Source organism: Streptomyces sp. NPDC028711 (assembly GCF_055565415.1).
Genome location: NZ_JBVHUJ010000002.1, coordinates 1,031,367 through 1,055,751, shown reverse-complemented (window position 1 = coordinate 1,055,751; position 24,385 = coordinate 1,031,367). Strand labels below are relative to the sequence as shown.

At 71.2% G+C, this 24,385-nt stretch carries 16 protein-coding genes; 9 read left to right on the top strand and 7 right to left on the bottom strand.

Going from position 1 to position 24,385, the window contains the following annotated elements; all coding sequences use genetic code 11:
- Positions 1-115: 115 nt before the first annotated feature.
- On the bottom strand, positions 116-1,462 hold the full coding sequence (locus ACZ4VK_RS10530; RefSeq protein WP_468350575.1) for an ROK family transcriptional regulator: 1,347 nt from the start codon (positions 1,460-1,462) through the stop codon (positions 116-118).
- A gap of 136 nt (positions 1,463-1,598) precedes the next feature.
- On the opposite strand from ACZ4VK_RS10530, the gene ACZ4VK_RS10525 reads away from it, so the two are divergent.
- The 8 genes from ACZ4VK_RS10525 (at position 1,599) to ACZ4VK_RS10490 (ending at position 13,638) form a co-directional block, all read left to right on the top strand.
- Complete coding sequence (locus ACZ4VK_RS10525; protein ID WP_468350573.1) at positions 1,599-2,903, top strand: ABC transporter substrate-binding protein; 1,305 nt, start codon at positions 1,599-1,601, stop codon at positions 2,901-2,903.
- A 12-nt stretch (positions 2,904-2,915) separates the two neighbouring features.
- Positions 2,916-3,908 carry a carbohydrate ABC transporter permease gene (locus tag ACZ4VK_RS10520; protein ID WP_468350571.1) on the top strand — a complete coding sequence of 331 codons (993 nt, stop codon included), beginning with the start codon at positions 2,916-2,918 and terminating at the stop codon, positions 3,906-3,908.
- A gap of 43 nt (positions 3,909-3,951) precedes the next feature.
- Entirely contained in the window at positions 3,952-4,791 is an 840-nt protein-coding gene (locus tag ACZ4VK_RS10515) for a carbohydrate ABC transporter permease (RefSeq protein ID WP_468350826.1), read from the top strand.
- A 128-nt stretch (positions 4,792-4,919) separates the two neighbouring features.
- Positions 4,920-6,317, top strand: a complete 1,398-nt coding sequence (locus ACZ4VK_RS10510; protein WP_468350569.1) for a GH1 family beta-glucosidase — start codon at positions 4,920-4,922, stop codon at positions 6,315-6,317.
- A gap of 253 nt (positions 6,318-6,570) precedes the next feature.
- Positions 6,571-8,763, top strand: a complete 2,193-nt coding sequence (locus ACZ4VK_RS10505; RefSeq protein ID WP_468350567.1) for a discoidin domain-containing protein — start codon at positions 6,571-6,573, stop codon at positions 8,761-8,763.
- Positions 8,764-8,837: 74 nt separating this feature from the next.
- Positions 8,838-11,012, top strand: coding sequence for a discoidin domain-containing protein (locus ACZ4VK_RS10500; RefSeq protein ID WP_468350565.1), 2,175 nt, complete (start codon positions 8,838-8,840; stop codon positions 11,010-11,012).
- Between the two features lie 27 nt (positions 11,013-11,039).
- A complete protein-coding gene (locus ACZ4VK_RS10495; protein ID WP_468350564.1) occupies positions 11,040-12,131 on the top strand; it encodes a DUF1996 domain-containing protein in 1,092 nt (363 codons plus the stop codon).
- A 103-nt stretch (positions 12,132-12,234) separates the two neighbouring features.
- Positions 12,235-13,638 (top strand): GH1 family beta-glucosidase, encoded by a 1,404-nt coding sequence (locus ACZ4VK_RS10490; RefSeq protein ID WP_468350562.1) that lies wholly within the window; start codon positions 12,235-12,237, stop codon positions 13,636-13,638.
- Positions 13,639-13,662: 24 nt separating this feature from the next.
- Here ACZ4VK_RS10490 and ACZ4VK_RS10485 read toward each other — a convergent pair whose 3' ends face one another.
- From ACZ4VK_RS10485 to ACZ4VK_RS10465, 5 genes are all read right to left on the bottom strand, one after another.
- On the bottom strand, positions 13,663-14,625 hold the full coding sequence (locus ACZ4VK_RS10485; protein WP_468350561.1) for an ABC transporter substrate-binding protein: 963 nt from the start codon (positions 14,623-14,625) through the stop codon (positions 13,663-13,665).
- Position 14,626: 1 nt separating this feature from the next.
- The gene (locus ACZ4VK_RS10480) at positions 14,627-16,636 is read right to left on the bottom strand and encodes an ABC transporter permease subunit (RefSeq protein WP_468350559.1); all 2,010 of its coding nucleotides are present in this window, start codon (positions 16,634-16,636) and stop codon (positions 14,627-14,629) included.
- Positions 16,637-16,706: 70 nt separating this feature from the next.
- Positions 16,707-17,777, bottom strand: a complete 1,071-nt coding sequence (locus ACZ4VK_RS10475; protein ID WP_468350557.1) for a quaternary amine ABC transporter ATP-binding protein — start codon at positions 17,775-17,777, stop codon at positions 16,707-16,709.
- Complete coding sequence (locus ACZ4VK_RS10470; RefSeq protein ID WP_468350555.1) at positions 17,774-19,300, bottom strand: GMC family oxidoreductase; 1,527 nt, start codon at positions 19,298-19,300, stop codon at positions 17,774-17,776. The genes ACZ4VK_RS10475 and ACZ4VK_RS10470 overlap by 4 nt, the downstream gene beginning before the upstream one ends.
- Complete coding sequence (locus ACZ4VK_RS10465; RefSeq protein ID WP_468350824.1) at positions 19,297-20,805, bottom strand: aldehyde dehydrogenase family protein; 1,509 nt, start codon at positions 20,803-20,805, stop codon at positions 19,297-19,299. Before ACZ4VK_RS10465 ends, ACZ4VK_RS10470 begins: the two co-directional genes overlap by 4 nt.
- Before the next feature lie 274 nt (positions 20,806-21,079).
- Here ACZ4VK_RS10465 and ACZ4VK_RS10460 point away from each other — a divergent pair, with 274 nt between their 5' ends.
- A complete protein-coding gene (locus ACZ4VK_RS10460) occupies positions 21,080-23,041 on the top strand; it encodes an acyl-CoA dehydrogenase family protein (RefSeq protein ID WP_468350554.1) in 1,962 nt (653 codons plus the stop codon).
- Between the two features lie 86 nt (positions 23,042-23,127).
- Here ACZ4VK_RS10460 and ACZ4VK_RS10455 read toward each other — a convergent pair whose 3' ends face one another.
- Positions 23,128-24,318 (bottom strand): serine hydrolase domain-containing protein, encoded by a 1,191-nt coding sequence (locus tag ACZ4VK_RS10455; protein WP_468350552.1) that lies wholly within the window; start codon positions 24,316-24,318, stop codon positions 23,128-23,130.
- Positions 24,319-24,385 lie beyond the last annotated feature (67 nt).

Here is a 24,385-nt window from a genome sequence, read left to right as displayed (position 1 = left end):
GCCACCTCCCGCTCTGGGGTAGCGGCGCCCCAGCCCCGCACTGGATTCCGGGACAGCCCTTAGGTACGTGCCGCCTGTGCCCCTGCCGCTTCCCGTCCCAACTGCCTTCGCCCGCTCAGGTGGAGACCCTGTCCTGTAGCGCCGACTGCCAGGCGGGGGCCGGAGCGCTGGGCCGTCTCTCGGGGCGGCGGCCGCCCTGGGCGAAGAAGTCGACCAGGGGCAGCAGGGCCGCGCCTACCGTGACCGCCTCCGGGCCCAGCGTGCCCAGGCCGATGCCGGTGCGGCTGGCCGGGTACGTGAGCGCGTACTCCTTCGTGTAGCTCTTCACCGTCTCCAGGAAGCGGGTGCCGAGCTGGAGGCCGGCCCAGCCGCCGACGAGGATGCGTTCGGGCTGGAAGAGGTTGATGAGGTCGGCGAAGCCGGCGCCCAGGTACTCGGCCGTCTCCTCAAGCACCGTGCGCGCGGTCGCGTCGGGGGCCGCCGCCGGGTCCGCCGGATATGCGGCGGCGAGCATCGCCGTCAGGGCGGTCTCCTCGTCCGCCCCGGCCGGTGCCCGGCCCCCGGCCTCCCGCCACCGTTCCAGGAGGGCTTCCGCGCCCGCGTACGCCTCCAGACATCCCCGGGCCCCGCAACGGCAGCGGCGGCCCCGCACCCGTACCGTCAGATGACCCCACTCCACGGCCCGCCCCGGCCCCAGCGGATCGGTGACCACACAGGCGCCGACGCCCGAGCCGAACAGCACGATCACCGCGTTCTGCGCGCCCCGCCCCGCCCCGAACCACATCTCCGCCTGCCCCAGGGTCTTCGCGCCGTTGTCAATCCAGTACGGCACCTCGACCGGCAACTCGACCGCCCCACGCAGCAGACGCTCGAACGGGACCGCGTCCCAGCCGATCGTCTGACCATGAACGACCGCGCCGCCGTCCCCGGAGTCCCGGGCCACGATCCCCGGCACGCCCACGCCGACACCGAGGAGGCGCTCCGCGGGGACGTCGGCGGTGTGGAGTACCTCCGCGATGCCCTCGCGGAGGTGGGCTACGACGAGGTCCACGTCGTAGCGGGCCGTGCGCGGACCCGAGCTGGCCAAGGGGCGTTCCGTGCGCGCCAGTTCGGTGAGGGTGAGGTCGAACAGCTCGATCCTGATCCGGGTCTCGCCGATGTCGACGCCGATCATGAAGCCGCTGGCGGGGGTGATCCGTACGAGGGTGCGGGGGCGGCCCCCGGCGGAGTCGACGCTGCCGGCCTCCTCGACCAGGCCCTCCGCCACGAGTTCGGCGACGACGTTGCTGACCGAGCCGGAGCTGAGACCGGTGGCGGGGCCGAGCATGAGGCGGCTCATCGGGCCGTCGAAGTACAGCCTGCGCAGCACGGCGGTGCGGTTCTCGCGCCGCAGGTCACGCACCGTACGGCCAGTTCTCGCGTGCACGTGGGTCCCCGTCTCTGAAGTCGTTCGTCGCAACATACCCGCACGACAAGCCTTGACGCGACCTTCTCATGGGGTTTAACTCACATCCTAAATTAAGCCGGTGTGACGGCGAGGCTTCCAGACGCTCACCGCACCGGCCCCCCGTCGTCGTCCCCGAAAGGGCCCACGAGCCATGCGCAGAGTCAGAGCCGCTGTCACCGGTGCCGTCACCCTCTCCCTCGTCCTCACGGCCACCGCCTGTGGCGGCGGTGAGGGGAGCGAGGCGTCGCCGAAGACCCTCACCTACTGGGCCACCAACCAGGGCTCGAGCCTCGAGGTCGACAAGAAGGTCCTGCAGCCCGAGCTCGACCGGTTCGAGAAGCAGACCGGGATCAAGGTCAAGCTGGAGGTGATCCCCTGGTCCGACCTGCTCAACCGGATCCTCGCCGCGACCACGTCCGGCCAGGGCCCCGACATCCTCAACATCGGCAACACCTGGAGCGCCTCCCTGCAGTCGACGGGGGCGCTGCTCCCCTGGGACGAGAAGAACTTCGAGGCCATCGGCGGCAAGGGCCGCTTCGTCGACTCCGCGCTCGGCTCCACCGGCGCGGCGGGCAAGGACCCGGCCGCCGTGCCGCTGTACTCCATGGCGTACGCGCTCTACTACAACAAGAAGATGTTCAAGGACGCCGGCATAGCCAAGCCGCCGACCACATGGGACGAGTTGATCGCCGCCGGGAAGAAGATCAGCAAGGACGGGAAGTGGGGCATCGGCGTCGAGGGCGCCAACCTCTCGAACAACATCCACCAGGTCTTCGTGCTCGGCAAGCAGCACGGCGCCGACTTCTTCACCGCCGACGGCAGGCCGGACTTCACCTCCGACGGAGCCGTCGCCGCCGTCAAGCAGTACGTCGATCTCATGGCCGCGCAGAAGATCGTCGCCCCCGGCAACGCCGAGTACGCCCAGAACCAGTCCCTCAGCGACTTCGCCAAGAACAAGACGGGCATGGTCCTGTGGCAGACGCCGTCGCAGACCTTCGAGTCCCAGGGCATGACCCCGGAGGAGTGGGGCGTCGTCCCCGCCCCCGTCCCGTCCGGCAAGCCCGGCGCGGGCCGGCAGACCAACTCCATGGTCGCCGGCATCAACATGGCCGTCTTCAAGAACACCAGGAACCTCGACGGCGCGCTGAAGTTCGTGAAGTTCATGACCAGCGACGACGAGCAGATCCTCCTCAACAAGGCCTACGGCTCGGTCACGCCCGTCAAGTCCGCGCAGGACGACCCGGTGTTCGCCGACCCGTGGCTCGCCGTCATCCGTGACACCCTCGCCACCAGCGCCGCGGCCCTGCCGCAGGTCCCCGAGGAGTCGCAGTTCGAGACGGTCGTCGGCACCGCCGTCAAGGAGCTGTTCGCCGACACCGCCGCGGGCCGCGCGGTCACCACGGAGTCCGTACGGGCCAAGCTCGAAAAGGCCCAGCAGCAGATGCCCAAGAAGTAGGCCGGCCCCCTCATGACCGAAACCGTCGTCACTCCCCCGAGTGAGCGGACGGTGCGCAAGGCCACACCCGGAGAGGCGCGCGCACCACGCCGCTCCGGGCGTCGCCGCATCGCACTGCCGTATCTCCTGCTCCTGCCCGCCCTGCTCCTCGAACTCCTCGTCCACCTCGTCCCGATGCTCATGGGCATCGCCATGAGCTTCAAGGAGCTCACCCAGTTCTACATCCGCAGCTGGTCGGACGCTCCCTGGTCGGGGCTCGACAACTACACCGTCGCGATCGACTTCGACGCCCCCGTCGGCGAGGCGCTCCTGAAGTCGTTCCTGACGACGTGTCTGTTCACCGTCCTGTCCGTGGGGCTGTGCTGGCTCCTCGGTACGGCCGCCGCGATCTTCCTCCAGGAGAACTTCCGGGGCCGCGGCTTCCTGCGGACCCTGTTCCTCGTCCCGTACGCGCTGCCCGTCTACGCCGCCGTGATCACGTGGGCGTTCATGTTCCAGCGGGACAACGGCCTCGTCAACCACGTCCTCCATGACCAGCTCGGCATCGGCGAGAGCCCGGCCTTCTGGCTCATCGGGGACAACAGCTTCTGGGCCCTGCTCGTCGTCTCCGTCTGGAAGGGCTGGCCGTTCGCCTTCCTCACCGTCATGGCGGGACTGCAGAACATCCCCCGGGACATGTACGAGGCGGCCTCCCTCGACGGGGCCGGCGTCTGGAAGCAGATCCGCCACGTCACCCTGCCGTCGCTGCGGTCCGTCAACCAGGTCCTCGTGCTCGTCCTGTTCCTGTGGACGTTCAACGACTTCAACACGCCGTTCGTGCTCTTCGGCAAGGCGGCGCCCGAAGCCGCCGACCTGATCTCGCTCCACATCTACCAGTCGTCCTTCCAGACGTGGAACTTCGGCACCGGCTCGGCCATGTCCGTGCTGCTCCTGCTGTTCCTCCTCGTCGTCACGGGCGTCTACCTCCTGCTCACCACCCGCGGAAGGAGGACCTCCGATGTCTGAGCACGCTCACGGCCGTGGCCGGCGGGGGACCCCGCGCTCCCCCATGGCCGCGTCCCGGTCGTTCCTCTGGACCCGGCGGATCTTCCTCACCCTGCTCACCGCCTTCGTGGTGCTGCCGGTGTACGTGATGGTCTCCAGCTCGCTCAAACCCCTTGAGGACGTCTCGGGGACGTTCGAGTGGGTCCCGTCGGGGCTCACCCTGCGCCCGTACGTCGACATCTGGGAGACCGTCCCGCTCGCCGACTACTTCGTGAACTCGATCGTCGTGGCGGGCGCGGCCACGGTGTTCTCGGTGGTGGTCGCGATCTTCGCCGCGTACGCCGTCAGCCGCCACACCTTCCGGGGCAAGCGGGCCTTCACGGTGACGGTCCTCTCCACCCAGATGTTCCCCGGCATCCTCTTCCTGCTGCCGCTCTTCCTCATCTACGTCAACATCGGCAACGCCACCGGCATCGCCCTCTTCGGCTCCCGCGAAGGGCTGATCCTCACCTATCTGACCTTCTCACTGCCGTTCTCCATCTGGATGCTGACCGGCTACTTCGACTCGATCCCGCGCGAACTCGACGAAGCGGCCAAGGTCGACGGCTGCGGGCCGATCAGCGCGCTGTTCCGGGTCATCGTCCCGGCCGCCTCCCCCGGCATCATCGCGGTCGCCGTCTACGCCTTCATGACGGCGTGGGGCGAGGTGCTCTTCGCCTCCGTCATGACCAACGACTCCACGCGCACGCTCGCCGTCGGTCTCCAGGGGTACGCCACCCAGAACGACGTGTACTGGAACCAGGTGATGGCCGCCTCCCTCGTGGTGAGCGTCCCCGTCGTCGTCGGCTTCCTGCTCCTCCAGCGCTACCTCGTCGCCGGCCTCACGGCGGGTGCGGTCAAGTGACACCCCTTCCCATGCCGGCGCGCCTCCCCGCACCGGCACGCCTCCCGCCGTCGACGGCGCCCTTGTCCCCACCGACGACGTCCCCACCGACGACGCCCCTCTCCCGACCGAACACGAAGAGGTTCCCTGTGTCCGAATCCACCGATGCCGACTCCCTCGCCTCCCTCGATCTGGAGGCCTTTCCCCCGGACTTCGCCTGGGGCACGGCGACCTCCGCCTATCAGATCGAGGGCGCCGTCGCCGAGGACGGCAGGGCTCCGTCCATCTGGGACACCTTCTCCCGTGTCCCCGGCGCGATCGACAACGGCGACCACGGTGACACCGCCTGCGACCACTACCACCGCTGGCCCGAGGACATCGCCCTGATGAAGGAGCTCGGCACGGACGCGTACCGGCTGTCCGTCGCCTGGCCGCGCGTCGTCCCCGGCGGCGACGGGCCCGTCAACGCGGCCGGGCTCGACTTCTACGACCGGCTCGTCGACGGCCTCCTCGACGCCGGGATCACCCCGTCCGTCACCCTCTACCACTGGGACCTGCCGCAGGCCCTCCAGGACCGGGTGCGCGACAGCCACGGCGGCTGGACCGAGCGGGCCACGGCCGAGCACCTCGCCGCGTACGCCTCCGTCGTCGCGGAGCGCCTCGGCGACCGGGTCACCCGCTGGGCCACCCTCAACGAACCCCTCTGCTCGGGGTGGATCGGTCACCTGGAGGGCCGGATGGCCCCCGGTCTCACCGAACTCACGGCCGCCGTGCGCGCCTCGTACCACCTTCTCCTCGGGCACGGCCTCGCGACGCGGGCCATCCGCGCCGCCGTCCCCGGCGCCCGGGTCGGACTCGTCACGAACCACTCGACCGTCACACCCGCCTCCACCCGGCCCGAGGACATCGCCGCCGCGGCGCGCATGGACGGCCACACCAACCGCTGGTGGCTCGACCCGGTCCACGGCCGGGGCTTCCCCGCCGACATGCGGGAGCTGTACGGGGTCGAACTCCCCGAGCGGCAGGGCGACATGGAGACCATCGCCGCCCCTCTCGACTGGCACGGCCTCAACTACTACTTCCCGGTCACCGTCGCCGACGACCCGGCGGGCCCCGTCCCGTACGCCCGCGAGGTCCGTCTCCCCGACGTGCCCCGCACCGGCATGGACTGGCAGATCGACGCCGGCGGCCTGGAGGCCTTCCTGCTGCGGCTCACGGAGGAGTACGGCATCCAGGAGCTGTACGTCACCGAGAACGGCTCGGCCTTCCCCGACAGCGTCGGCCCCGACGGCGAGGTCCACGACCCGGAGCGTGCCCGCTACCTGGAGCAGCACCTCGCGGCGTGCGCCCGCGCCCTGCGCAAGGGCGCCCCGCTCGCCGGGTACTACGCCTGGTCGCTGCTCGACAACTTCGAGTGGGCCTACGGCTACGACAAGCGCTTCGGCCTCGTCCACGTCGACTACGCCACCCAGCGCAGGACCGTGAAGACGAGCGGCCGCCGGTACGCGGACCTCATCCGCGCGCACCGGGAGGCGACGGCGCGCTGACTCGGGGCCGCCCGTCGCGGGCGCGGGCCCTCGGCCAGGGTGACCTTCCGGGAGGGCGGCGGCGCTCCTTGCCCGCCCCCCTCCCACCGGCATGCGCACGCACCGTGGGCGGCTCGCCCGTTGAGGTCGACACTTAATGAAAGACAAAAGAAAAGCCATGTCCTATGCCTTGACCGTCAACTCGCCGCGCAGGCAAGGTTTCGGGGAGCGCGAGAGCGCTCTCCACCCTTCCCCCTGCATCCAGAGGAGACCCATGTCCTCCCTCGGGTCCCCGCCGGTCCCCCGGCGTCCCGCCTCAGCCGTCCGACGGGCCACCGTCGGCGCGCTCGTCTCGTCGCTTGCCGGCAGCCTGCTCGCCCTCGCCCCCGCCACCACGGCACACGCCGCCCCCACCCTGCTCTCGCAGGGGAAGACGGCCACCGCCTCCTCCACCGAGGGCCCCGCCTTCGCCGCGAGCGCCGCGGTCGACGGCAACCTCACCGGTACCCGCTGGGCCAGCTCCTGGCAGGACGCCCAGTGGCTCCAGGTCGACCTCGGCAAGAGCGCCACGCTCAGCCACGCCGTCCTGACCTGGGAGAACGCCTACGGCAGGAGCTACCAGATCCAGTCCTCCGAGAACGGCACCGACTGGCGGACCGTCACCTCCGTCGCCGCCGGCGACGGGGGCACCGACGACGTCACCCTCTCCGGAACCGGCCGCTACATCCGGATGAACGGCCTCACCCGGGCCACCGGATACGGCTTCTCGCTCTGGGAGTTCCAGGTCTACGGCTCCACCGACGGCGGCGGCCCGACCCTCCCCGGCGGCGGCGATCTCGGCCCCAACGTCCACGTCTTCGACCCGTCCACGCCCGGCATCCAGGCCAGGCTGGACCAGGTGTTCAAGGAGCAGGAGTCGGCCCAGTTCGGCTCCGGCCGGCACGCCTTCCTCTTCAAGCCGGGCACGTACAACGGCCTCAACGCCCAGCTCGGCTTCTACACCCAGATCGCCGGTCTCGGACTGCGCCCCGACGACACCACCATCAACGGTGACATCACCGTCGACGCCGGCTGGTTCAACGGCAACGCCACCCAGAACTTCTGGCGCGGCGCCGAGAACCTGGCCGTCGCCCCGGTCAACGGCACCAACCGGTGGGCCGTCTCGCAGGCGTCCTCGTTCCGCCGCATGCACGTCAAGGGCGGTCTCAACCTCGCCCCCAACGGCTACGGCTGGGCCAGCGGCGGCTACATCGCCGACTCCAAGGTCGACGGCCAGATCGGCAACTACTCGCAGCAGCAGTGGTACACCCGGGACAGCTCGATCGGCGGCTGGTCCAACAGCGTCTGGAACCAGGTCTTCTCCGGTGTCGAGGGCGCTCCGGCGACCTCCTTCCCCGAGCCCCGCTACACCACGCTCGACACGACGCCGATCTCCCGCGAGAAGCCCTTCCTGTACCTCGACGGCAACGAGTACAAGGTGTTCGCGCCCGCCAAGCGCACGAACGCGCGCGGCGTCAGCTGGGCCGGCACCCCGCAGGGCGAGTCCATCCCGCTGAGCCAGTTCTACGTGGTCAAGCCGGGTGCCACCGCCGCCACCATCAACCAGGCGCTGGCCCAGGGCCTGCACCTGCTCTTCACCCCGGGCGTCTACCACGTCGACCGGACCATCGACGTGAACCGGGCGAACACCATCGTGCTGGGCCTCGGCCTCGCCACGATCATCCCGGACAACGGCGTCACCGCGATGAGGGTCGCGGACGTCGACGGCGTCCGGCTCGCCGGCTTCCTGATCGACGCCGGGCCGGTCAACTCCCCGACCCTGCTGGAGATCGGGCCGCAGGGCGCCGGCGCGGACCACGCCGCGAACCCCACCACCGTGCAGGACGTGTACATCCGCATCGGCGGCGCCGGCGCGGGCAAGGCCACCACCAGCATGGTCGTCAACAGTGACGACACGATCATCGACCACACCTGGGTCTGGCGCGCCGACCACGGCGAGGGCTGGGGCTGGGAGACCAACCGCGCCGACTACGGCGTCCGCGTCAACGGCGACGACGTGCTCGCCACCGGCCTGTTCGTCGAGCACTTCAACAAGTACGACGTCGAGTGGTACGGCGAGCGCGGCCGCACCATCTTCTACCAGAACGAGAAGGCGTACGACGCCCCGAACCAGGCCGCCATCCAGAACGGCACCACGAAGGGATACGCCGCCTACCGCGTCGACGACTCGGTGAACACCCACGAGGCGTGGGGCCTCGGCAGCTACTGCAACTACAACGTGGACCCGACCATCGTCCAGGACCACGGCTTCAAGGCACCCGTCAAGCCGGGCGTGAAGTTCCACAGCCTCCTCGTGGTGTCCCTCGGCGGCATGGGCCACTACAACCACGTCATCAACGACACCGGTGCGTCCACCATCCCCGCCGGCTCCTCGACCGTGCCGTCCACCGTCGTCTCCTTCCCCTGACGGTCCCGCCGGGACGCGCCTCCGTCCGGCGCGTCCCGGCCCCCACCCCTTCCCTCCTCCGTCCAGGAGCCGCCATGACCGCGACCACCGTCCCGACGACACGAAGGCGTGCCCGCGCCCGTACAGCAGGCTCACTCATCTCCCTGGGTGCCCTGCTCGCCACCTCCACCACCCTGCTGACCTCCGCGCCCGCCACCGCGGCGGAGACCCTCCTCTCCCAGGGGAAGCCCGCCACCGCCTCGTCGACCGAGGGCGCGGCCTGGTCCGCGGCCGCCGCGGTCGACGGCGACCTCACCGGCACCCGCTGGGCGAGCCAGTGGACCGACGCCCAGTGGCTCCAGGTCGACCTGGGCGGCCGCACGGACGTCAGCCGCGTCGTACTGCACTGGGAGGGCGCCTACGGCAAGGCGTACGACATCCAGCTCTCCGACAACGGGACCGACTGGCGCACCGTCAGGTCCGTGACCGCCGGCGACGGCGGCACCGACGAGCTCGCGGTCACCGGTACCGGACGCTACGTGCGCCTCCAGGGCGTGACGAGGGGCACCGGTTACGGCTACTCGCTGTGGGAGTTCCAGGTGTACGGCGGCGGCGCCACGCAGCCCGGCCCGGGCGCGGTCAAGGTGGCCGGCTCGCAGGGCGACTGGCAGCTGACCGTCGGCGGACAGCCGTACACCGTGAAGGGCCTCACCTGGGGCCCGGCCATGGCCGACGCTCCCCGCTACCTGCCGGACCTCAGGTCGATGGGCGTCAACACCGTCCGGACCTGGGGGACGGACGCCTCCAGCAAGCCCCTGCTCGACGCCGCGGCCGCCCACGGCGTCCGGGTGATCAACGGCTTCTGGCTCCAGCCGGGAGGCGGACCGGGCTCCGGCGGCTGTGTGAACTACGTGACGGACACCGCGTACAAGAACACCATGCTCACCGAGGTCGCAAAGTGGGTCGACACCTACAAGTCCCACCCGGCCACGCTGATGTGGAACGTCGGCAACGAGTCCGTCCTCGGTCTGCAGAACTGTTACGGCGGGACCGAGCTTGAGGCCCAGCGCAACGCGTACACGACGTTCGTCAACGACGTCGCCAAGAGGATCCACTCCCTCGACTCCGACCACCCCGTGACCTCGACGGACGCGTGGACCGGTGCCTGGCCGTACTACCAGCGCAACGCGCCCGACCTGGACCTTTACTCGATGAACGCCTACGGCGACATCTGCGGTGTGCGGCAGGACTGGATCGACGGCGGCTACACCAAGCCGTACATCATCACCGAGGGCGGCCCCGCCGGCGAGTGGGAGGTGCCCGACGACGCGAACGGCATCCCCGACGAGCCCACCGACGTCCAGAAGGCCGACGGCTACACCAGGGCGTGGGGGTGCGTCACCGGACACCAGGGCGTCGCCCTGGGCGCCACCCTCTTCCACTACGGCCTCGAGCACGACTTCGGCGGCATCTGGTTCAACCTCGTGCCCGACGGGCTCAAGCGCCTGTCGTACTACGCCGTCAAGAAGGCGTACACCGGCTCCACGGCGAGCGACAACACCCCGCCGGTCATCACGAACATGACCGTCAATCCGGCTTCCGCGGCCCCGGCGGGGCGCGAGTTCACGGTGCGCGCCGACATCCGTGACCCCGACGGGGACCAGATCACCCCCAAGATCTACCTCAGCGGGAACTACGCCAACGGCGACAAGCGTCTCGTCGACGCGCAGTGGCGTTCCACCGGCAACGGCACGTTCGCCGTCACCGCCCCCGAGAAGCTCGGCGTGTGGAAGGTCTACATCCAGGCCGAGGACGGCCGTGGCAACGCCGGCATCGAGACGAAGTCCGTCAAGGTCGTCGCCCCGCCCGTCGCCGGCACCAACATCGCCCTGAACAGGCCCACCACCGCCTCCTCCGCCCAGGCCTCCTACGGCGACTGCCCCTGCCCCGCCACCAACGCCACCGACGGCAACACGGGCACCCGCTGGGCCAGCGACTGGAGCGACCCGCAGTGGATCCAGGTCGACCTCGGCTCGGTCCGCTCCTTCAACCGGCTCCAGCTGGTCTGGGACCCGGCGTACGCCCGCGCCTACGAGGTGCAGGTCTCCGACGACGGGACCAGCTGGCGGACCGTCCACTCGACCACCACCGGCAACGGCGACATCGACACCGTCGAGACGGCCGCCACCGCCCGGTACGTCAAGCTCCGGCTCACCGCCCGCGGCACGGGCTGGGGCTACTCGCTCCACGAGTTCGGCATCTACAGCTGACCCCCTGAGGAGAACGAGGAGTTCACGATGAGAATCCGTGGCCGGACCCTGTCCGCCTTACTGCTCGCCACCGCCCTGGGCGTCTCCGCCCTGACCGTCGACACGTACAGCGGCGCCACCGCGGCGTCCGCCTCCGCCCACGGCGGACACGCGGCCGGCACAGCCCCCGTGGCGCACGTGAGGGGCGCCTCCGCCCTCCCGTCGGGCGACGACCCCGACGGCGACGGGTACATCCCCGCCGACCCGCCGGTCACCGGCGTCACTCCGTCCCAGGCGGTCCCGCCCCCGGCCTACCACCACGAGTTCCAGGCCGGCTGCTCCGTCACCCACACCGCGGCGGACGACCCGATCGTCTACCCGGGGCAGTTCGGCACGTCCCACGACCACACGTTCATGGGCAACACCTCCACGAACGCCGCCAGCACCACCGGCTCGCTCTACGGAGGGAACACCACCTGCAAGGCGCCCGCGGACTCCTCGGCGTACTGGATGCCCTCGCTGTTCAAGGGCGACCAGAAGATCCTGCCCGTGGGCCCGCAGGTCATCTACTACAAGGCCGGCGTCACCGACTACCGGAGCGTCCGTCCCTTCCCCAAGGGGCTGCGGTTCGTCGTCGGCAACCCGATGCAGAGCGCCCAGGAGTTCCGCGGCCACAAGGGCTTCGTCGAGGGCTGGGAATGCGGTGACAGCTTCTTCAACACCGACTTCCCGGCGAGTTGTCCGAGCCGGCCCGACGTACAGCTCAACCTGCGTATGCAGGCCCCCAGTTGCTGGGACGGCAGGTACCTCGACACCCCCGACCACAAGAGCCACATGGCTTACACGGTCGTCAAGCCCGGCACCAACGACAACATGTGCCCGGCCTCCCACCCGGTCGCCCTGCCGATGATCGAGTTCAAGATGGCGTGGCCGGTCAACGGCGACATGTCCCAGGTCCGGCTCTCCAGCGGCCGGGGCTACTCCTTCCACTACGACTTCTTCAACGCGTGGGAGGAGCGCACCCTCAAGGCCCTGGTCGACCACTGCATCGTCGGCGGCCTGCAGTGCGACACGCGGGGCTTCGACCTGTACCGCCCCGAACGCGGTGCCGCGCTGACCGCGGACCACCGACTGCCCTGACCCGCATCCCGTACGGCCCGGACGCCCGGACGGCGTCCGGGCCGTACGCGCGCCGCGGCCCAGAGCTGTTCCGCCCGCCCACCGACCGAGGAGAAGGCCCCTCATGATCACCACCGCCGACCACGACGCCCTCATCGACCTCCTCCCCCCGGACTTCCGTTTCGGTGCCGCCACCTCCGCCTTCCAGATCGAGGGCGCCGCCGACGAGGACGGTCGCACGCCCTCCATCTGGGACACCTTCTGCCGTGTCCCGGGGGCCGTCGACAACGGCGACACCGGTGACGTGGCCTGCGACCACTACCACCGCATGCCCGAGGACGTCGCTCTGCTGGCCGCGCTCGGCCTGGACACGTACCGGTTCTCCGTCTCCTGGTCCCGTGTCCAGCCCCACGGGCGCGGTCCGGTCAACCCGGCCGGCATCGCCTTCTACGACCGCCTGGTCGACGAGCTCCTCGCGCGCGGCATCACGCCCTGGCTCACCCTCTACCACTGGGACCTGCCCCAGGAGCTCCAGGACGCCGGCGGCTGGCCCGCCCGTGACACCGCGTACCGCTTCGCCGACTACGCCGACCTCGTCCACGCGCGGCTCGGCGACCGCGTCACCCACTGGACCACCCTCAACGAGCCCTTCTGCTCGGCCGTCCTCGGCCATGTCGAAGGCGTCCACGCCCCCGGCGGCCGCTCCCCGGCCGACGGTGTGAGGGCCGTGCACCATCTGCACCTGGCCCACGGCCTCGCGGTCCAGCGGTTGCGCGCCGCCGCCCGCCGACCGCTCGACCTGGCCGTCACGCATCTCCTCGGCACCAGCGGGGCCGCCACGGACAGCGCCGCCGACCGCGAGGCGGCCCGCAGGGCCGACGCCCTGGGCTTCCGCTTCTACCTCGACCCGATCCTGCGCGGCCGCTACCCCGAGGACCTCGTCGAGGACCTGGCCGTGCGCGGCATCGAGATCCCGGTCCGGGACGGCGACCTCGCCGTCATCGGCAGCCCCATCGACACCCTGGGCGTCAACTACTACCGCTCGATGCGCACCTCCGGGGTCGACGAGCACGGTGCCACCGCCGATGCCCGGGGAGTCCCCGTCACCCGTCACCTGCCGCACGGCGGCCTCCCGGTCACCGGTCTCGGCTGGGAGGTGATGCCGCACGACCTCACCGAGCTGCTGCTCCGGGTCTCCCGTGACTATCCCGGCGTCCCGATGGTGGTGACCGAGAACGGCGCGGCGTACGAGGACCGTCCCGACGCCGACGGCTTCGTCGAGGACACCGAGCGGACCGCGTACCTCGCGGCCCATCTGGCCGCCGTGGCCCGGGCCCGGACGCTCGGTGCCGATGTCCGCGGCTACTTCGCCTGGTCGCTCCTGGACAACTTCGAGTGGGCGTACGGCTACGACAAGCGCTTCGGCCTCGTGCGCGTCGACCACGCCACCCAGAGCCGTACGCCCAAGCGCAGCGCCCTGTGGCTGCGCGACACCGCCCGCCGCGTCCGCGTCACTCCCGGTGGGTGACGCGGCCACGCGGACGGAGGTGCGTCAGGAGGGGAGCCACGTCCGCCAGGTGGATTCGTTCTCCTTCACCCAGCGGCCCGCCGCCTCCTCCGGGGACAGCTTCTGCTCGGCGATCATCAGCGCGACGTCGTTCTGCATCTCCGTCGTCCACCGGAACCTCTTCAGGAAGTCGGCGGCGTCACCTCCGCCGTCCGCGAAGCGGGCGTTGAGAAACTTCTGCAGCGGGGTGTGCGGGTAGGCGCAGGCCACCTTCTCCGGTTCGGCGTCGCAGCCCTCCTTGTAGGCGGGCAGCTCCACCTCCGTCATCGGGACCTTCTCGAAGAGCCACTGGGGCTTGTACCAGTAGCTCAGGAACGGCTTCCGTTCCTTGGCGAACTGCTTGATCTGGGTGATCTGCGCCGCCTCCGAGCCCGCGAACACGACCTGGTAGTCGAGGTCCAGGTTGTCCACGAGCGCCTTGTCGTTCGTGACGTAGGACGGGGAGCCGTCGAGGAGCTGGCCCTTGCCGCCGCTCTCCGCCGTACGGAAGGCGTCGGCGTACTTGTTCAGGTTCTTCCAGTCGGTGACGTCCGGGTGCTTCTCGGCGAAGTACGTCGGCACGTACCAGCCGATGTGGCCGGTCACCCCGAGGTCGCCGCCCCGGGTGATCGTCCCCTTGTCGTCGATGTACCGCTTCTCCTGTTCGGGGTGGCCCCAGTCCTCCAGGATGGCGTCGACCCGGCCCTGGCTGAGGGCGTCCCAGGCGGGCACCTCGTCGATCTGGACGGTGTCCACCCGGTAGCCGAGCTCGTGCTCCAGGAGGTACTGGGCGACGGCGACGTTGGCCTGCGCGCCCACCCAGGACTGGACGGACAGGGTCACCGTACGGGAGCTCTTGGCGTCGGCGTACGGGGAGGCCTGGCTGGTCATGTCGGCGGCGCCGCAGCCGGTGAGCCCGGCCGCCAGGGCGGCCCCGGTCACGAGTGCGACGATGCGTGTGCGAGCCATCTCAGGCCCCCTTTCCCGCGCGTGCGCGGCGTTCCGTCGGCTGGGTGATCCGGTCGAGCGTCAGTCCGAGGCAGACGATCGCCGCACCGGCCACGAGACCGGTCGCGAGGTCGCCCTGGGCGAGGCCGAAGACCGCGTCGTAGCCGAGGGCGCCGCCGCCCACGAGGCCGCCGATGACGACGACGGCGAGGACGAGGACCACGCCCTGGTTGACGGCGAGGAGCAGCGCGGGCCGTGCGAGGGGAAGCTGGACCTGGAGGAGCTGCTGCCGTCCGGTGGCGCCGAGCGAGCGGGAGGACTCCATCGCGGCCGGGTCGACCGCCCGTACGCCCTGGGCCGTGATGCGTACGACGGCGGGCAGCGCGTAGACGACGGCGGCGGCGACCGCGGGGGCGCGGCCCACACCGAAGAGGGCGACCACGGGGATCAGGTAGACGAACTGCGGCATCGTCTGGAAGACGTCGAGCACCGGGCGCAGGGCGCGTCCCAGGCGGGTGCCGCGGGCCGCGGCGACGCCGAGGGCGACGCCGAGCAGGAGCGTCACGGCGACGGCGGCCAGGACCTGCGACAGCGTGTCGAGTGCCGGGTCCCAGACACCGAGCGCGCCGATCGCGGCCATGGCGAGGACGGCGGTGGCGGCGGTGCGCCAGGTGCCGATGAGCAGGGCGAGTGCTCCGACGGTCAGCAGGACGGCCCACCAGGGCAGCCACTGGAGGCCGTCGCGCAGGGGGTTGAGGATCCAGGTGGTGAACCGTGCGGCCCAGTCGGCGGTACCGCCGACGAGGGGCACGCCGGAGTAGAGGTGGGCGGTCATCCAGTCCACCGTCCCGTTGACGGGTCCGGCGATGTCCACCGTCCACCCGGCGGGCCAGGAGAGGCGGTCGGTCAGGCGGCCGGCCACGGCGACGGCGGCGGTCGCCGCGAGGGCGACGGTCCAGCCGAGCCGGGCCCGGGGGGCCGGGGCCGTGCCGACGCGCTCCCCGGCCGCGGCGGTGACCCGGTCGAGGACGACGGCGAGCAGCACGATCGGCACGCCGGCGGCGAGAGCGGCACCGACGTCGACGGAGGCAAGGGCCTGGTAGACACGGTCGCCGAGGCCGCCCGCGCCGATGACGGAGGCGATCACGGCCATGCCGAGGGCCATCATGATCGACTGGTTGACGCCGAGCAGCAGTTCCTTGCGGGCCAGGGGAAGCCGGGCCGAAAGGAGCCGCTGCCTGCCGGTGGCGCCGAGGGAGGCGACGGCCTCCATGACGCCGGCGTCCGCGCCGCGCAGTCCGAGCGCGGTGAGGCGGGCCATGGGCGGGGCGGCGTAGACGACGGTGGCGAGGACGGCGGCGGGCACGCCGATGCCGAAGACCAGGACGACGGGGAGGAGGTACGCGAAGGCCGGCAGGACCTGCATGGTGTCGAGGACCGGTCGCAGGATCCGGTGCATGCGGTCCGACAGGCCTGCGGCCAGGCCGAGGAGCCCGCCGAGCAGGACGGACGCGGCGACGGCGACGACCATGAGGGCGAGCGTCTGCATGGTGGGCACCCACATGCCGAGCAGCCCGCACACCGCGAAGGCGGCGACGGACGTCAGCGCGAGCCGGACGCCCGCGACCCGCCAGGCCAGGAGCCCGGCGGCGGCGGTGACGCCGGCCCAGCCGAGAGCGAGCAGGACGAGGTAGACCGCGCGGACGGAGAGGACGACGGCGTTGCTGACGTGGCCGAGGAAGTAGAGGAACAGCGGGTGGCTGTCGCGGTTGTCGATGATCCAGTCGCTGGTGCGGTCGAGCGGTCCCGACAGGTCGACGGCGAGCGACGCCGGCCAGCTGCCGCCGCCCAGGAACAGGGCGCCGAGGAGGAGCGCGACGACGGTGACGGCTCCGATGAGCCGGCCGCGGTGGCGCGTGAGCGCGCGGAGCACACCGGGCTCGGCCTTGACCGGGGTCGTGGCCTTGTCCGCGGCGGTGGTCTTGCCGGCTGTCGTGGGGCCGGGCGGGGCGGGGGTGAGGGTGACGGTCATCGGCCCCACCGCCCGGGGGCGGGGGCACCGGTCGTGCCGCACGGCGGCGGCCAGGTCGTATGGGAGTACATCAGGCCACCGCCTTCCCGGTCACGGCCGGGACCCCGGCGACGACGCCGAGGAGTGCCGCGTGGTCGACGACGCCGAGGCACCGGCCGTCCTCGACGATCCGCGCGTTGGCTCCCGTACGGGCGACGGCCTCGATGGCCTCGTGGACGGTGGCGCTCGGGGCGAGCGCGGGGCCGGCGCCGTGTTCGCCGGCGAGCGCGGGGCGCATCGCCGAGCGGACGGTCAGTACCTGCTCGCGCGGCACGTCCCGGACGAAGTCCCGCACGTAGTCGTCGGCGGGGGCGCCCACGATCTCCTCGGGTGTGCCGAGCTGCACGACGCGGCCGTCGCGCATCAGGGCGATGCGGTCGCCGAGTTTCAGTGCCTCGGTGAGGTCGTGGGTGATGAACACCATCGTGCGGCCCTCCTCCTGGTGGAGGCGTACGACCTCTTCCTGCATGTCGCGGCGGATCAGCGGGTCGAGGGCGCTGAACGGCTCGTCGAACAGCAGGACTTCGGGGTCGACCGCGAGCGCGCGGGCCAGCCCGACCCGCTGCTGCTGGCCGCCGGACAGCTGGCTCGGCCTGCGGTGCTCCATGCCGTCGAGACCGACCTTGGTGACGAACTCCGCTGCCCGCTCACGCCGTTCGGCGCGTCCCAGGCCCTGGATCTCCAGACCGTAGGCGACGTTGTCGAGCACGGTCCGGTGCGGCAGGAGCCCGAAGTGCTGGAAGACCATCGACGCTCGGTGCCGGCGCAGCGCGCGGAGCCGGCCGGAGTCCATGGAGAGGACGTCCTCGCCGTCGATGGTGATCGTGCCCGAGGTCGGTTCGATGAGCCGGGTCAGACAGCGGACGAGCGTCGACTTGCCCGAGCCGGACAGGCCCATGACGACGAAGACCTCGCCCTTGCGGACGTCGAAGGAGACGTCGCGGACGGCGGCGGTGCAGCCGGTGCGTTCGCGCAGCTCGGCGGCGTCGAGGCCGGCGAGCTCCGGGTCGCCGGGCACGCGGTCGGCCTTCGGGCCGAAGACCTTCCACAGGTCACGTACGGAGAAGACGGGTTCGGTGGTGTCCAGCGTCAGGTCGTTCATCGTCGGGTGCCTCCCAGCAGGTCCACGCATTTCTCGCCGACCATGAGGACGCCGATCATGGGGTTGACGGCGGTCATGGTCGGGAAGACGGACGCGTCGGCGATCCGGATGTTGTCGAGTCCCCGGATCCTGAGATCGGGTGTGACGACGGCGAGTTCGTCGTCGGCGGCCCCCATCCGGCAGGTGCCGGCCGGGTGGTAGACGGTGTGCGCGACGTGACGGGCGTACGCGCCGAGCTCCTCGTCGGAGGTGATCTTGGGCCCGGGGCACACCTCGCGCTTCAGCCAGCCGGCCAGCGGCTCGCTCGCCGCGATCCGCCGGGCGATGCGGATCCCGTCGACGAGCGTGCGGCCGTCGTAGTCGTCCTCGTCGGTGAAGTACCGGAAGTCGAGCGCGGGCTTGTCCTCGGGGTCGGCGCTCGTCAGGTAGAGGCGGCCCCGGCTGCGCGGCTTGGGGATGTTGGGGGTCATCGACACGCCGTGCGCGGGCCGTTCGTAGCCCAGGCGCTCGGGGTTGTCGGTGAAGGGGATCTGGTAGAAGTGGAACATCAGGTCCGGCCCCTCCGACTCCGGGTCCCGGCGGACGAAGAGTCCGGCGTCGGAGTCCATGGCGGAGTTCTCGGGGATCGGTCCGTGCGTCTCCCACACGATGACCGACTCGGGGTGGTCGAGCAGGTTCTCCCCGACGCCCGGCAGGTCGTGCGTGACGGGTATGCCGAGCTTCTCCAGGTCGGCTCGCGGCCCGATGCCGGAGTGCAGCAGCAGACGCGGGGTGTCCACGGCGCCCGCGCAGACCAGGACCTCGCGTCGGGCGCGCACGACGTGCTCCGTGCCCTCCTTGGTGCGGATGTGCACGCCGGTGGCGCGGGTGCCTTCGAGTTCCAGGCGGAAGGCCCAGGTCTCCAGGGCGATGTGCAGGTTCGGCCGGTCCAGGAAGGGGTGGAGATAGGCGACGGAGGCGGACGACCGCTTGTTGTTCTCCGGGTGGTAGGCGAGGTCGAAGAACCCGGCGCCCTCGTGGAAGGGCTGCTTGTTGAAGCCCTCGACGCGCGGGACACCGAGCGCGGCCTGGGCCGCGTCGACGAAGTCACGGGCGATGGCGTTCCTGTCGGCCTCGTCGACGGGGACGATGTTGTTGCGCAGCCGGGCGAAGTACGGGTCCATGGCCGCCGCGTCCCACCCCTCGGCCCCGGCCTCGGCCCACTCGTCCCAGTCGGAGGGGAGGGGCTTGAACGCGATGAGGGTGTTGTGCGAGGAGCAGCCGCCGAGGACCCGCGCGCGGCTGTGCCGGATGTACGAGTTGCCCCGGGGCTGCTCGGTCGTGGGGTAGTCGTAGTCGAGCTCGCCGCCGAGCAGGCCCATCCAGCGGCGCAGGGTGAGGACGTCGTCGCGGCCGACGTCGCTGGGGCCGCCCTCGATGACGGCGACGCTGACGTCCGGGTCCTCGGTCAGCCGGGAGGCGATCACGGACCCCGCCGTGCCGCCGCCGACGACGACGTAGTCGTACACGTGCTGGTCGTTCATGCCTGGTCCTTCTGCGTCTCGCCCGCGAACCAGCGCACGGGGCGCGGAGCGAGGTTCTGGTAGATGTGCTTGGCCTCGCGGTACTCGGCGAGGCCGCTGGGGCCCAGTTCCCGGCCGATGCCGGACTTCCCGAATCCGCCCCACTCCGCCTGCGGCAGGTAGGGGTGGAAGTCGTTGATCCAGACGGTGCCGTGGCGCAGCCGGGCCGCGACCCGTCGGGCACGGTCCTCGTCGGAGCTCCACACCGCTCCCGCGAGGCCGTACTCGGTGTCGTTGGCGAGGGTGACGGCCTCCTCCTCGGTGCGGAAGGTCTCCACGGTGAGGACGGGGCCGAAGATCTCCTCGCGGACGACCCTCATGCGGCGGTGGCACCGGTCGAGGACGGTGGGCCGGTAGAAGTAGCCGGGGCCCTCGGGCTTCTCGCCGCCGGCCCGCAGGACCGCGCCCTCGCCGAGGGCGGAGGCGACGTACTCCTCGGTCCGTGCCAGCTGGGCGGCGGAGACCAGCGGGCCGCACTCGACGCCCTCGTCGGTGCCGCGTCCGAGCCGGATCCGTCCGGCGCGGCGGGCGAGTTCGGTGACGAAGCGCTCGCGCAGGGACTCCTCGACGATGAGGCGGGAGCCCGCGGAGCAGACCTGGCCGCTGTGGATGAAGGCGGCGTTGAGCGCCTGGTCGACGGCGGTGTCGAAGCCCCCGGGCGTGGCGCAGGCGTCGGCGAAGACGACGTTGGGGTTCTTGCCGCCCAGTTCCAGGGCGATCTTCTTCACGCTGTCGGCGGCTGCCCTGGCGACCTTCGTGCCGCTGACGAGTCCGCCCGTGAAGGAGACGAGGTCGACGTCGGGGTGCTCGGCGAGCCGGGCGCCGACGGTGTGGCCGGGACCGGTGACGATGTTGGCCGCGCCCAGCGGCAGTCCGGCCTCCAGGAGCAGTTCGATCAGCACGACGGTGGTCAGCGGGGTGATCTCGCTGGGCTTGATCACGAACGTGTTGCCGGCGGCGAGGGCGGGTGCGATCTTCCAACTGGCCTGGAGGAGCGGGTAGTTCCAGGGGGTGATCAGGGCGCAGACGCCGACCGGTTCGTGCACGACGACGCTGTGGATGTCCGCCGAACCGGCGTCGACGACCCGTCCGCCGTCCTCCTTCTCGACGAGGTCGGCGAAGTAGAGGAAGGCGTCGCGGACGCAGTCGACGTCGACGCGGCCCTCTTCCAGCGTCTTGCCCGCGTCCTGGCTCTCCAGGGCCCCGATCCGTTCGCGGTCGCGTTCGAGCAGGGCGGCGACGCGTCGCAGCAGGGCGGCCCGGTCGGCGACCGGTGTGCGCGGCCAGGCGCCGTCGTCGAACGCGGCGCGCGCCGCGGCCACGGCGTCGTCGGCGTCCTGGGCACCGCCCTCGGCGACGACCGCGAAGACGGTCGCGTCGACGGGGTCGATGATGTCGCGCGCGTCGCCGGAGAGTGCTGAGCGCCACTCTCCACCGACATGGATGGTCTGTTGTACTGCGGTCACGTCGTGCACGGCCTTTCGTTCCTTCGAGTCCCCCTGCCGGCAGCACCGGCGGTTCGGCCGCCTGCCCTGGGCCTGGGGATCCATGCGCAATACCTTGCGGAGAGTGCTGTGCCTCACTCCCAGACAGGGAGTTAAGGGCACATAACGGACATGACTTCGTGGGCTGCCGGGCGACGGCGGGCCTCCCGGAAGCACCCGCGTGGGGAGGCCTGAGACGTGGGCCACTCGGCCGACATCCCGGGTTGATCCTTGGGCGGCGGGGTAGCGAAGCGGCATGGCCTCCGACAGCGCGACCACCCCTGCGACCGGCTACGTACGGCCCGAGATCGACGTCCGGACCCTGGCCTCGGTGCTCGACGGCGAGTACGCCGGGATCCGCGGCCTCGTCCGGACCAATCTGACGACGTACGCCTCCGTCCTCGCGGAGGCCGACGACCTCGGCATCGACGCGTTCCGCGAGCGGGTGCGCGAGGTGGTCGTCGAGATGGCCGCGACGGGCCAGACCGGCATGGGCTTCCCGGAGGCGTACGGCGGGGGCGGCGACGTCGGCGCCTCGATCGCCGCGTTCGAGACGCTGGCCTTCGGCGACCTGTCGGTCCTGGTGAAGGTCGGTGTGCAGTTCGGGCTCTTCGGCGGCGCGATCCTCCACCTGGGCACCGAGCGCCACCACGACGCCTATCTGCCGGACCTGATCACCGGGGAGCTGATGGGCTGCTTCGCGATGACCGAGACCGGACACGGCTCCCATGTGCAGGCGCTCGGCACCGTCGCGCGGTATGACGCCGCACGCCAGGAGTTCGTCGTCACCACCCCTGACGACCAGGCGCGCAAGGACTACATCGGCAACGCGGCCCGGCACGCCGAACTGGCCGTCGTCTTCGCCCAGCTGGAGGTCGGCGGCCGGTCCGAGGGCGTGCACGCCTTCGTCGTACCCGTCCGGATCGGCGGCGAGCCGGCGCCGGGCGTCCGTATCGAGGACGACGGCCGCAAGATGGGGCTCAACGGCGTGGACAACGGCCGCATCTGGTTCGACGGGGTGCGCGTGCCGCGCGAGGCGCTCCTCAACAGGTTCGCCGACGTCAGCCCCGAAGGCGTCTACACGAGCTCCATCGACAACCCCGACCGGCGCTTCTTCACCATGCTCGGCACGCTCGTGCAGGGCCGGGTCAGCGTCGGCGGCGCCGGGATCAGCGTCGCCAAGGTAGCCCTGGCGGTGGCCACGAAGTACGCGGTGCGGCGGCGGCAGTTCGCGGCGGCCCCGGGCGCCGAGGAGCAGGTGCTCCTCGACTACGGCCTGCATCAGCGCCGGCTGCTGCCGCTCATCGCCCGGACGTACGCCCTGCACTTCGCGCAGGACGTGGTGCGGGCGCAGCTGCACGACGTCTTCTCGGGCGCCGAGGAGGACGCGCGGGCGCGGCGGCGGCTCGAGTCACGAGCCGCCGGCCTCAAGGCGCTCGGCACCTGGCACGCCACCCGGGTCGTCCAGGAGTGCCGCGAGGCCTGCGGCGGCGCCGGCTATCTCGCGGTGAACCGGTTCGCGGCGCTCAAGAGCGACAGCGACGTCTTCACGACCTTCGAGGGTGACAACCACGTCCTGCTGCAGCTCGTGGCCAAGGGGCTGCTCACGGATCACGCGAGCGAGTTCGAGGGTCTCGACCAGCGCGGCATGGTCCGGTACGTCACCGGCCTCGCCGTCGAGACGGTGATCGAGCGGACCTCCGCCCACAAGCTGCTCGAGCGGGTACGCGATCTGCTGCCCGGCGGGGAGGAGTGGGACCGGGAGGCCGGTCTGCTCGACCCCGAGTACCAGCTCGCCATGGTCCGCTTCCGGGAGGAGCACATGCTCGCCGGCGTGGCCCGCCGGATCAAACGCGGGATCGACCAGAAGCGCGATCCCGGCGCCGTCTTCTCGCAGGTGCAGGACCATGTCATCGCGCTCGCCCGCGCGCACGTCGAGCGGCTGGTGACGGAGGCCTTCGTCGACAAGGTGCGCGCGATGCCCGAGGGCGGCGAGAAGGCGGCGCTCGCCCTGCTCCGCGACCTGTTCACCCTGTCGACGATCGAGGCGGACCGGGCGTGGTTCATGGAGCACGGCCGGCTGACCGTCCAGCGTTCCAAGGCGATCAGCCGTGAGGTGAACGACCTCTGCCGCAAGGTCCGGCCCCTCGCGGTCGACCTCGTCGACGCGTGGGGCATCCCGCCCGAGCTGCTGCGGGCGCCGGATCTGGTGGGCTGATCCGGCTCGGGCATTCCCCCTGGGTGCGGAAGCCCGGGGCCTCGTCTTCTGAAACCGAAGGCCACTCCGGCCACGCCGGCTCCTGGTCAGCGCCGCAGCAACGCGCAGACGAACTCCTCCTGGACGGCGCGGACCTTGGCCAGGAGCTCCGGCTTGACGCTCTTGCTGGTCTGGGTGTTGATCGAGAACGTGAGGGCCCGCTCGCCGTCCGCCGTGCCGACCGCGAGCTGGGTGTAGCCCGGGAAGTTGCCGGTGTGGCCGTAGACCGTGCCGCATCGTGTCGTGTAGCGGAAGATCGCCAGTCCGCCCGCGTTGACGCCGGGGCCGGCGGGCTCCGAGGCCGCGCCGGGGATGAAGCTCCGCTGCCGGCGGCGGATCTCGTCCGACAGGAAGCCACGGCCGCCGGCCCAGGCGCGGGCGAAGGCGCTGAGGTCCTCGGGTGTCGAGACGATCCCGCCGGAGGCCCAGACGCCCGACGCGCCGAGGACCTCGCTGATGTCCTCCGGTGGGGCGGGCGGCGTCACGTCGTAGCCGTGCAGATACGGTCTCGGCAGTCGGTGGCCCTGCGGCAGGCTGGTCTCCCTCAGGTCGAGCGGCCGGTACACGAGCTTCTCGAGCAGCTTTTCGTACGGCTCTCCCGTGACCGCCTCGGCCATCAGCGCGACGGCGATGTTGTCGGAGTTCGAGTACTGGTACCGCGATCCCGGCGGGAAGAGCAGGTCCTCGCCGGCGATGAAGTCGAGCAGGCGCCGCGAGTCGAACCGGTGCCTGGGGTCCGCCTGGACGATCTCGACGAACGCCGGCGCCCTCGAGAAGTCGGGAAGACCGCTGGTGTGGGCGAGAAGCTGGCCGAGCGTCACACGATGCCACGCCGCGGGCAGCGACGGCAGCAGCTTGCCGATGGTGTCGCCGAGGTCCAGCTTGTGCCGGTCCACCAGGCGCAGGGCGACCGCTCCGCTGAAGGCCTTGGCGACGCTCGCGATCCGCATGTGGTCGGTCGTACGGGGCGGGCGACCGGTCCGCGTGTCGGCGACGCCCGCCCGGTGGGCCACCATCCGGTCGCCCAGCCGCATCAGCGCGATCACTCCGGGCGGTCCTCCGGGCGTACGAACGAGGTCGTCCAGCCGCTTCTGCAGGGCCTTGTCCGGGGCCGGGGGCGTGCCGCCGGCCTGGACGGGCTGAACGAGGACGGCGAGCGCCGCGGACGCGGCCAGGGCGGCGACGGCCAGACGCGGACGTACGCGCGAGCGGGAGCGGACTCCAGAACGTGCCGACACAGGGGCTCCTTCACGGTGACACGGGCGGGCGGGTACCCCTGTCCAAGGGGTCCGCACCAGCATCTGC

Bases quoted from the DNA above. Each gene is read 5' to 3' on its own strand.
- ACZ4VK_RS10490 (WP_468350562.1), top strand. From the start codon at position 12,235: ATGATCACCACCGCCGACCACGACGCCCTCATCGACCTCCTCCCCCCG.
- ACZ4VK_RS10470 (WP_468350555.1), bottom strand. From the start codon at position 19,300: ATGAACGACCAGCACGTGTACGACTACGTCGTCGTCGGCGGCGGCACG.
- ACZ4VK_RS10500 (WP_468350565.1), top strand. From the start codon at position 8,838: ATGACCGCGACCACCGTCCCGACGACACGAAGGCGTGCCCGCGCCCGT.
- ACZ4VK_RS10495 (WP_468350564.1), top strand. From the start codon at position 11,040: ATGAGAATCCGTGGCCGGACCCTGTCCGCCTTACTGCTCGCCACCGCC.
- ACZ4VK_RS10460 (WP_468350554.1), top strand. From the start codon at position 21,080: ATGGCCTCCGACAGCGCGACCACCCCTGCGACCGGCTACGTACGGCCC.
- ACZ4VK_RS10485 (WP_468350561.1), bottom strand. From the start codon at position 14,625: ATGGCTCGCACACGCATCGTCGCACTCGTGACCGGGGCCGCCCTGGCG.
- ACZ4VK_RS10530 (WP_468350575.1), bottom strand. From the start codon at position 1,462: ATGTTGCGACGAACGACTTCAGAGACGGGGACCCACGTGCACGCGAGA.
- ACZ4VK_RS10515 (WP_468350826.1), top strand. From the start codon at position 3,952: ATGGCCGCGTCCCGGTCGTTCCTCTGGACCCGGCGGATCTTCCTCACC.
- ACZ4VK_RS10505 (WP_468350567.1), top strand. From the start codon at position 6,571: ATGTCCTCCCTCGGGTCCCCGCCGGTCCCCCGGCGTCCCGCCTCAGCC.
- ACZ4VK_RS10525 (WP_468350573.1), top strand. From the start codon at position 1,599: ATGCGCAGAGTCAGAGCCGCTGTCACCGGTGCCGTCACCCTCTCCCTC.
- ACZ4VK_RS10475 (WP_468350557.1), bottom strand. From the start codon at position 17,777: ATGAACGACCTGACGCTGGACACCACCGAACCCGTCTTCTCCGTACGT.
- ACZ4VK_RS10480 (WP_468350559.1), bottom strand. From the start codon at position 16,636: ATGACCGTCACCCTCACCCCCGCCCCGCCCGGCCCCACGACAGCCGGC.
- ACZ4VK_RS10520 (WP_468350571.1), top strand. From the start codon at position 2,916: ATGACCGAAACCGTCGTCACTCCCCCGAGTGAGCGGACGGTGCGCAAG.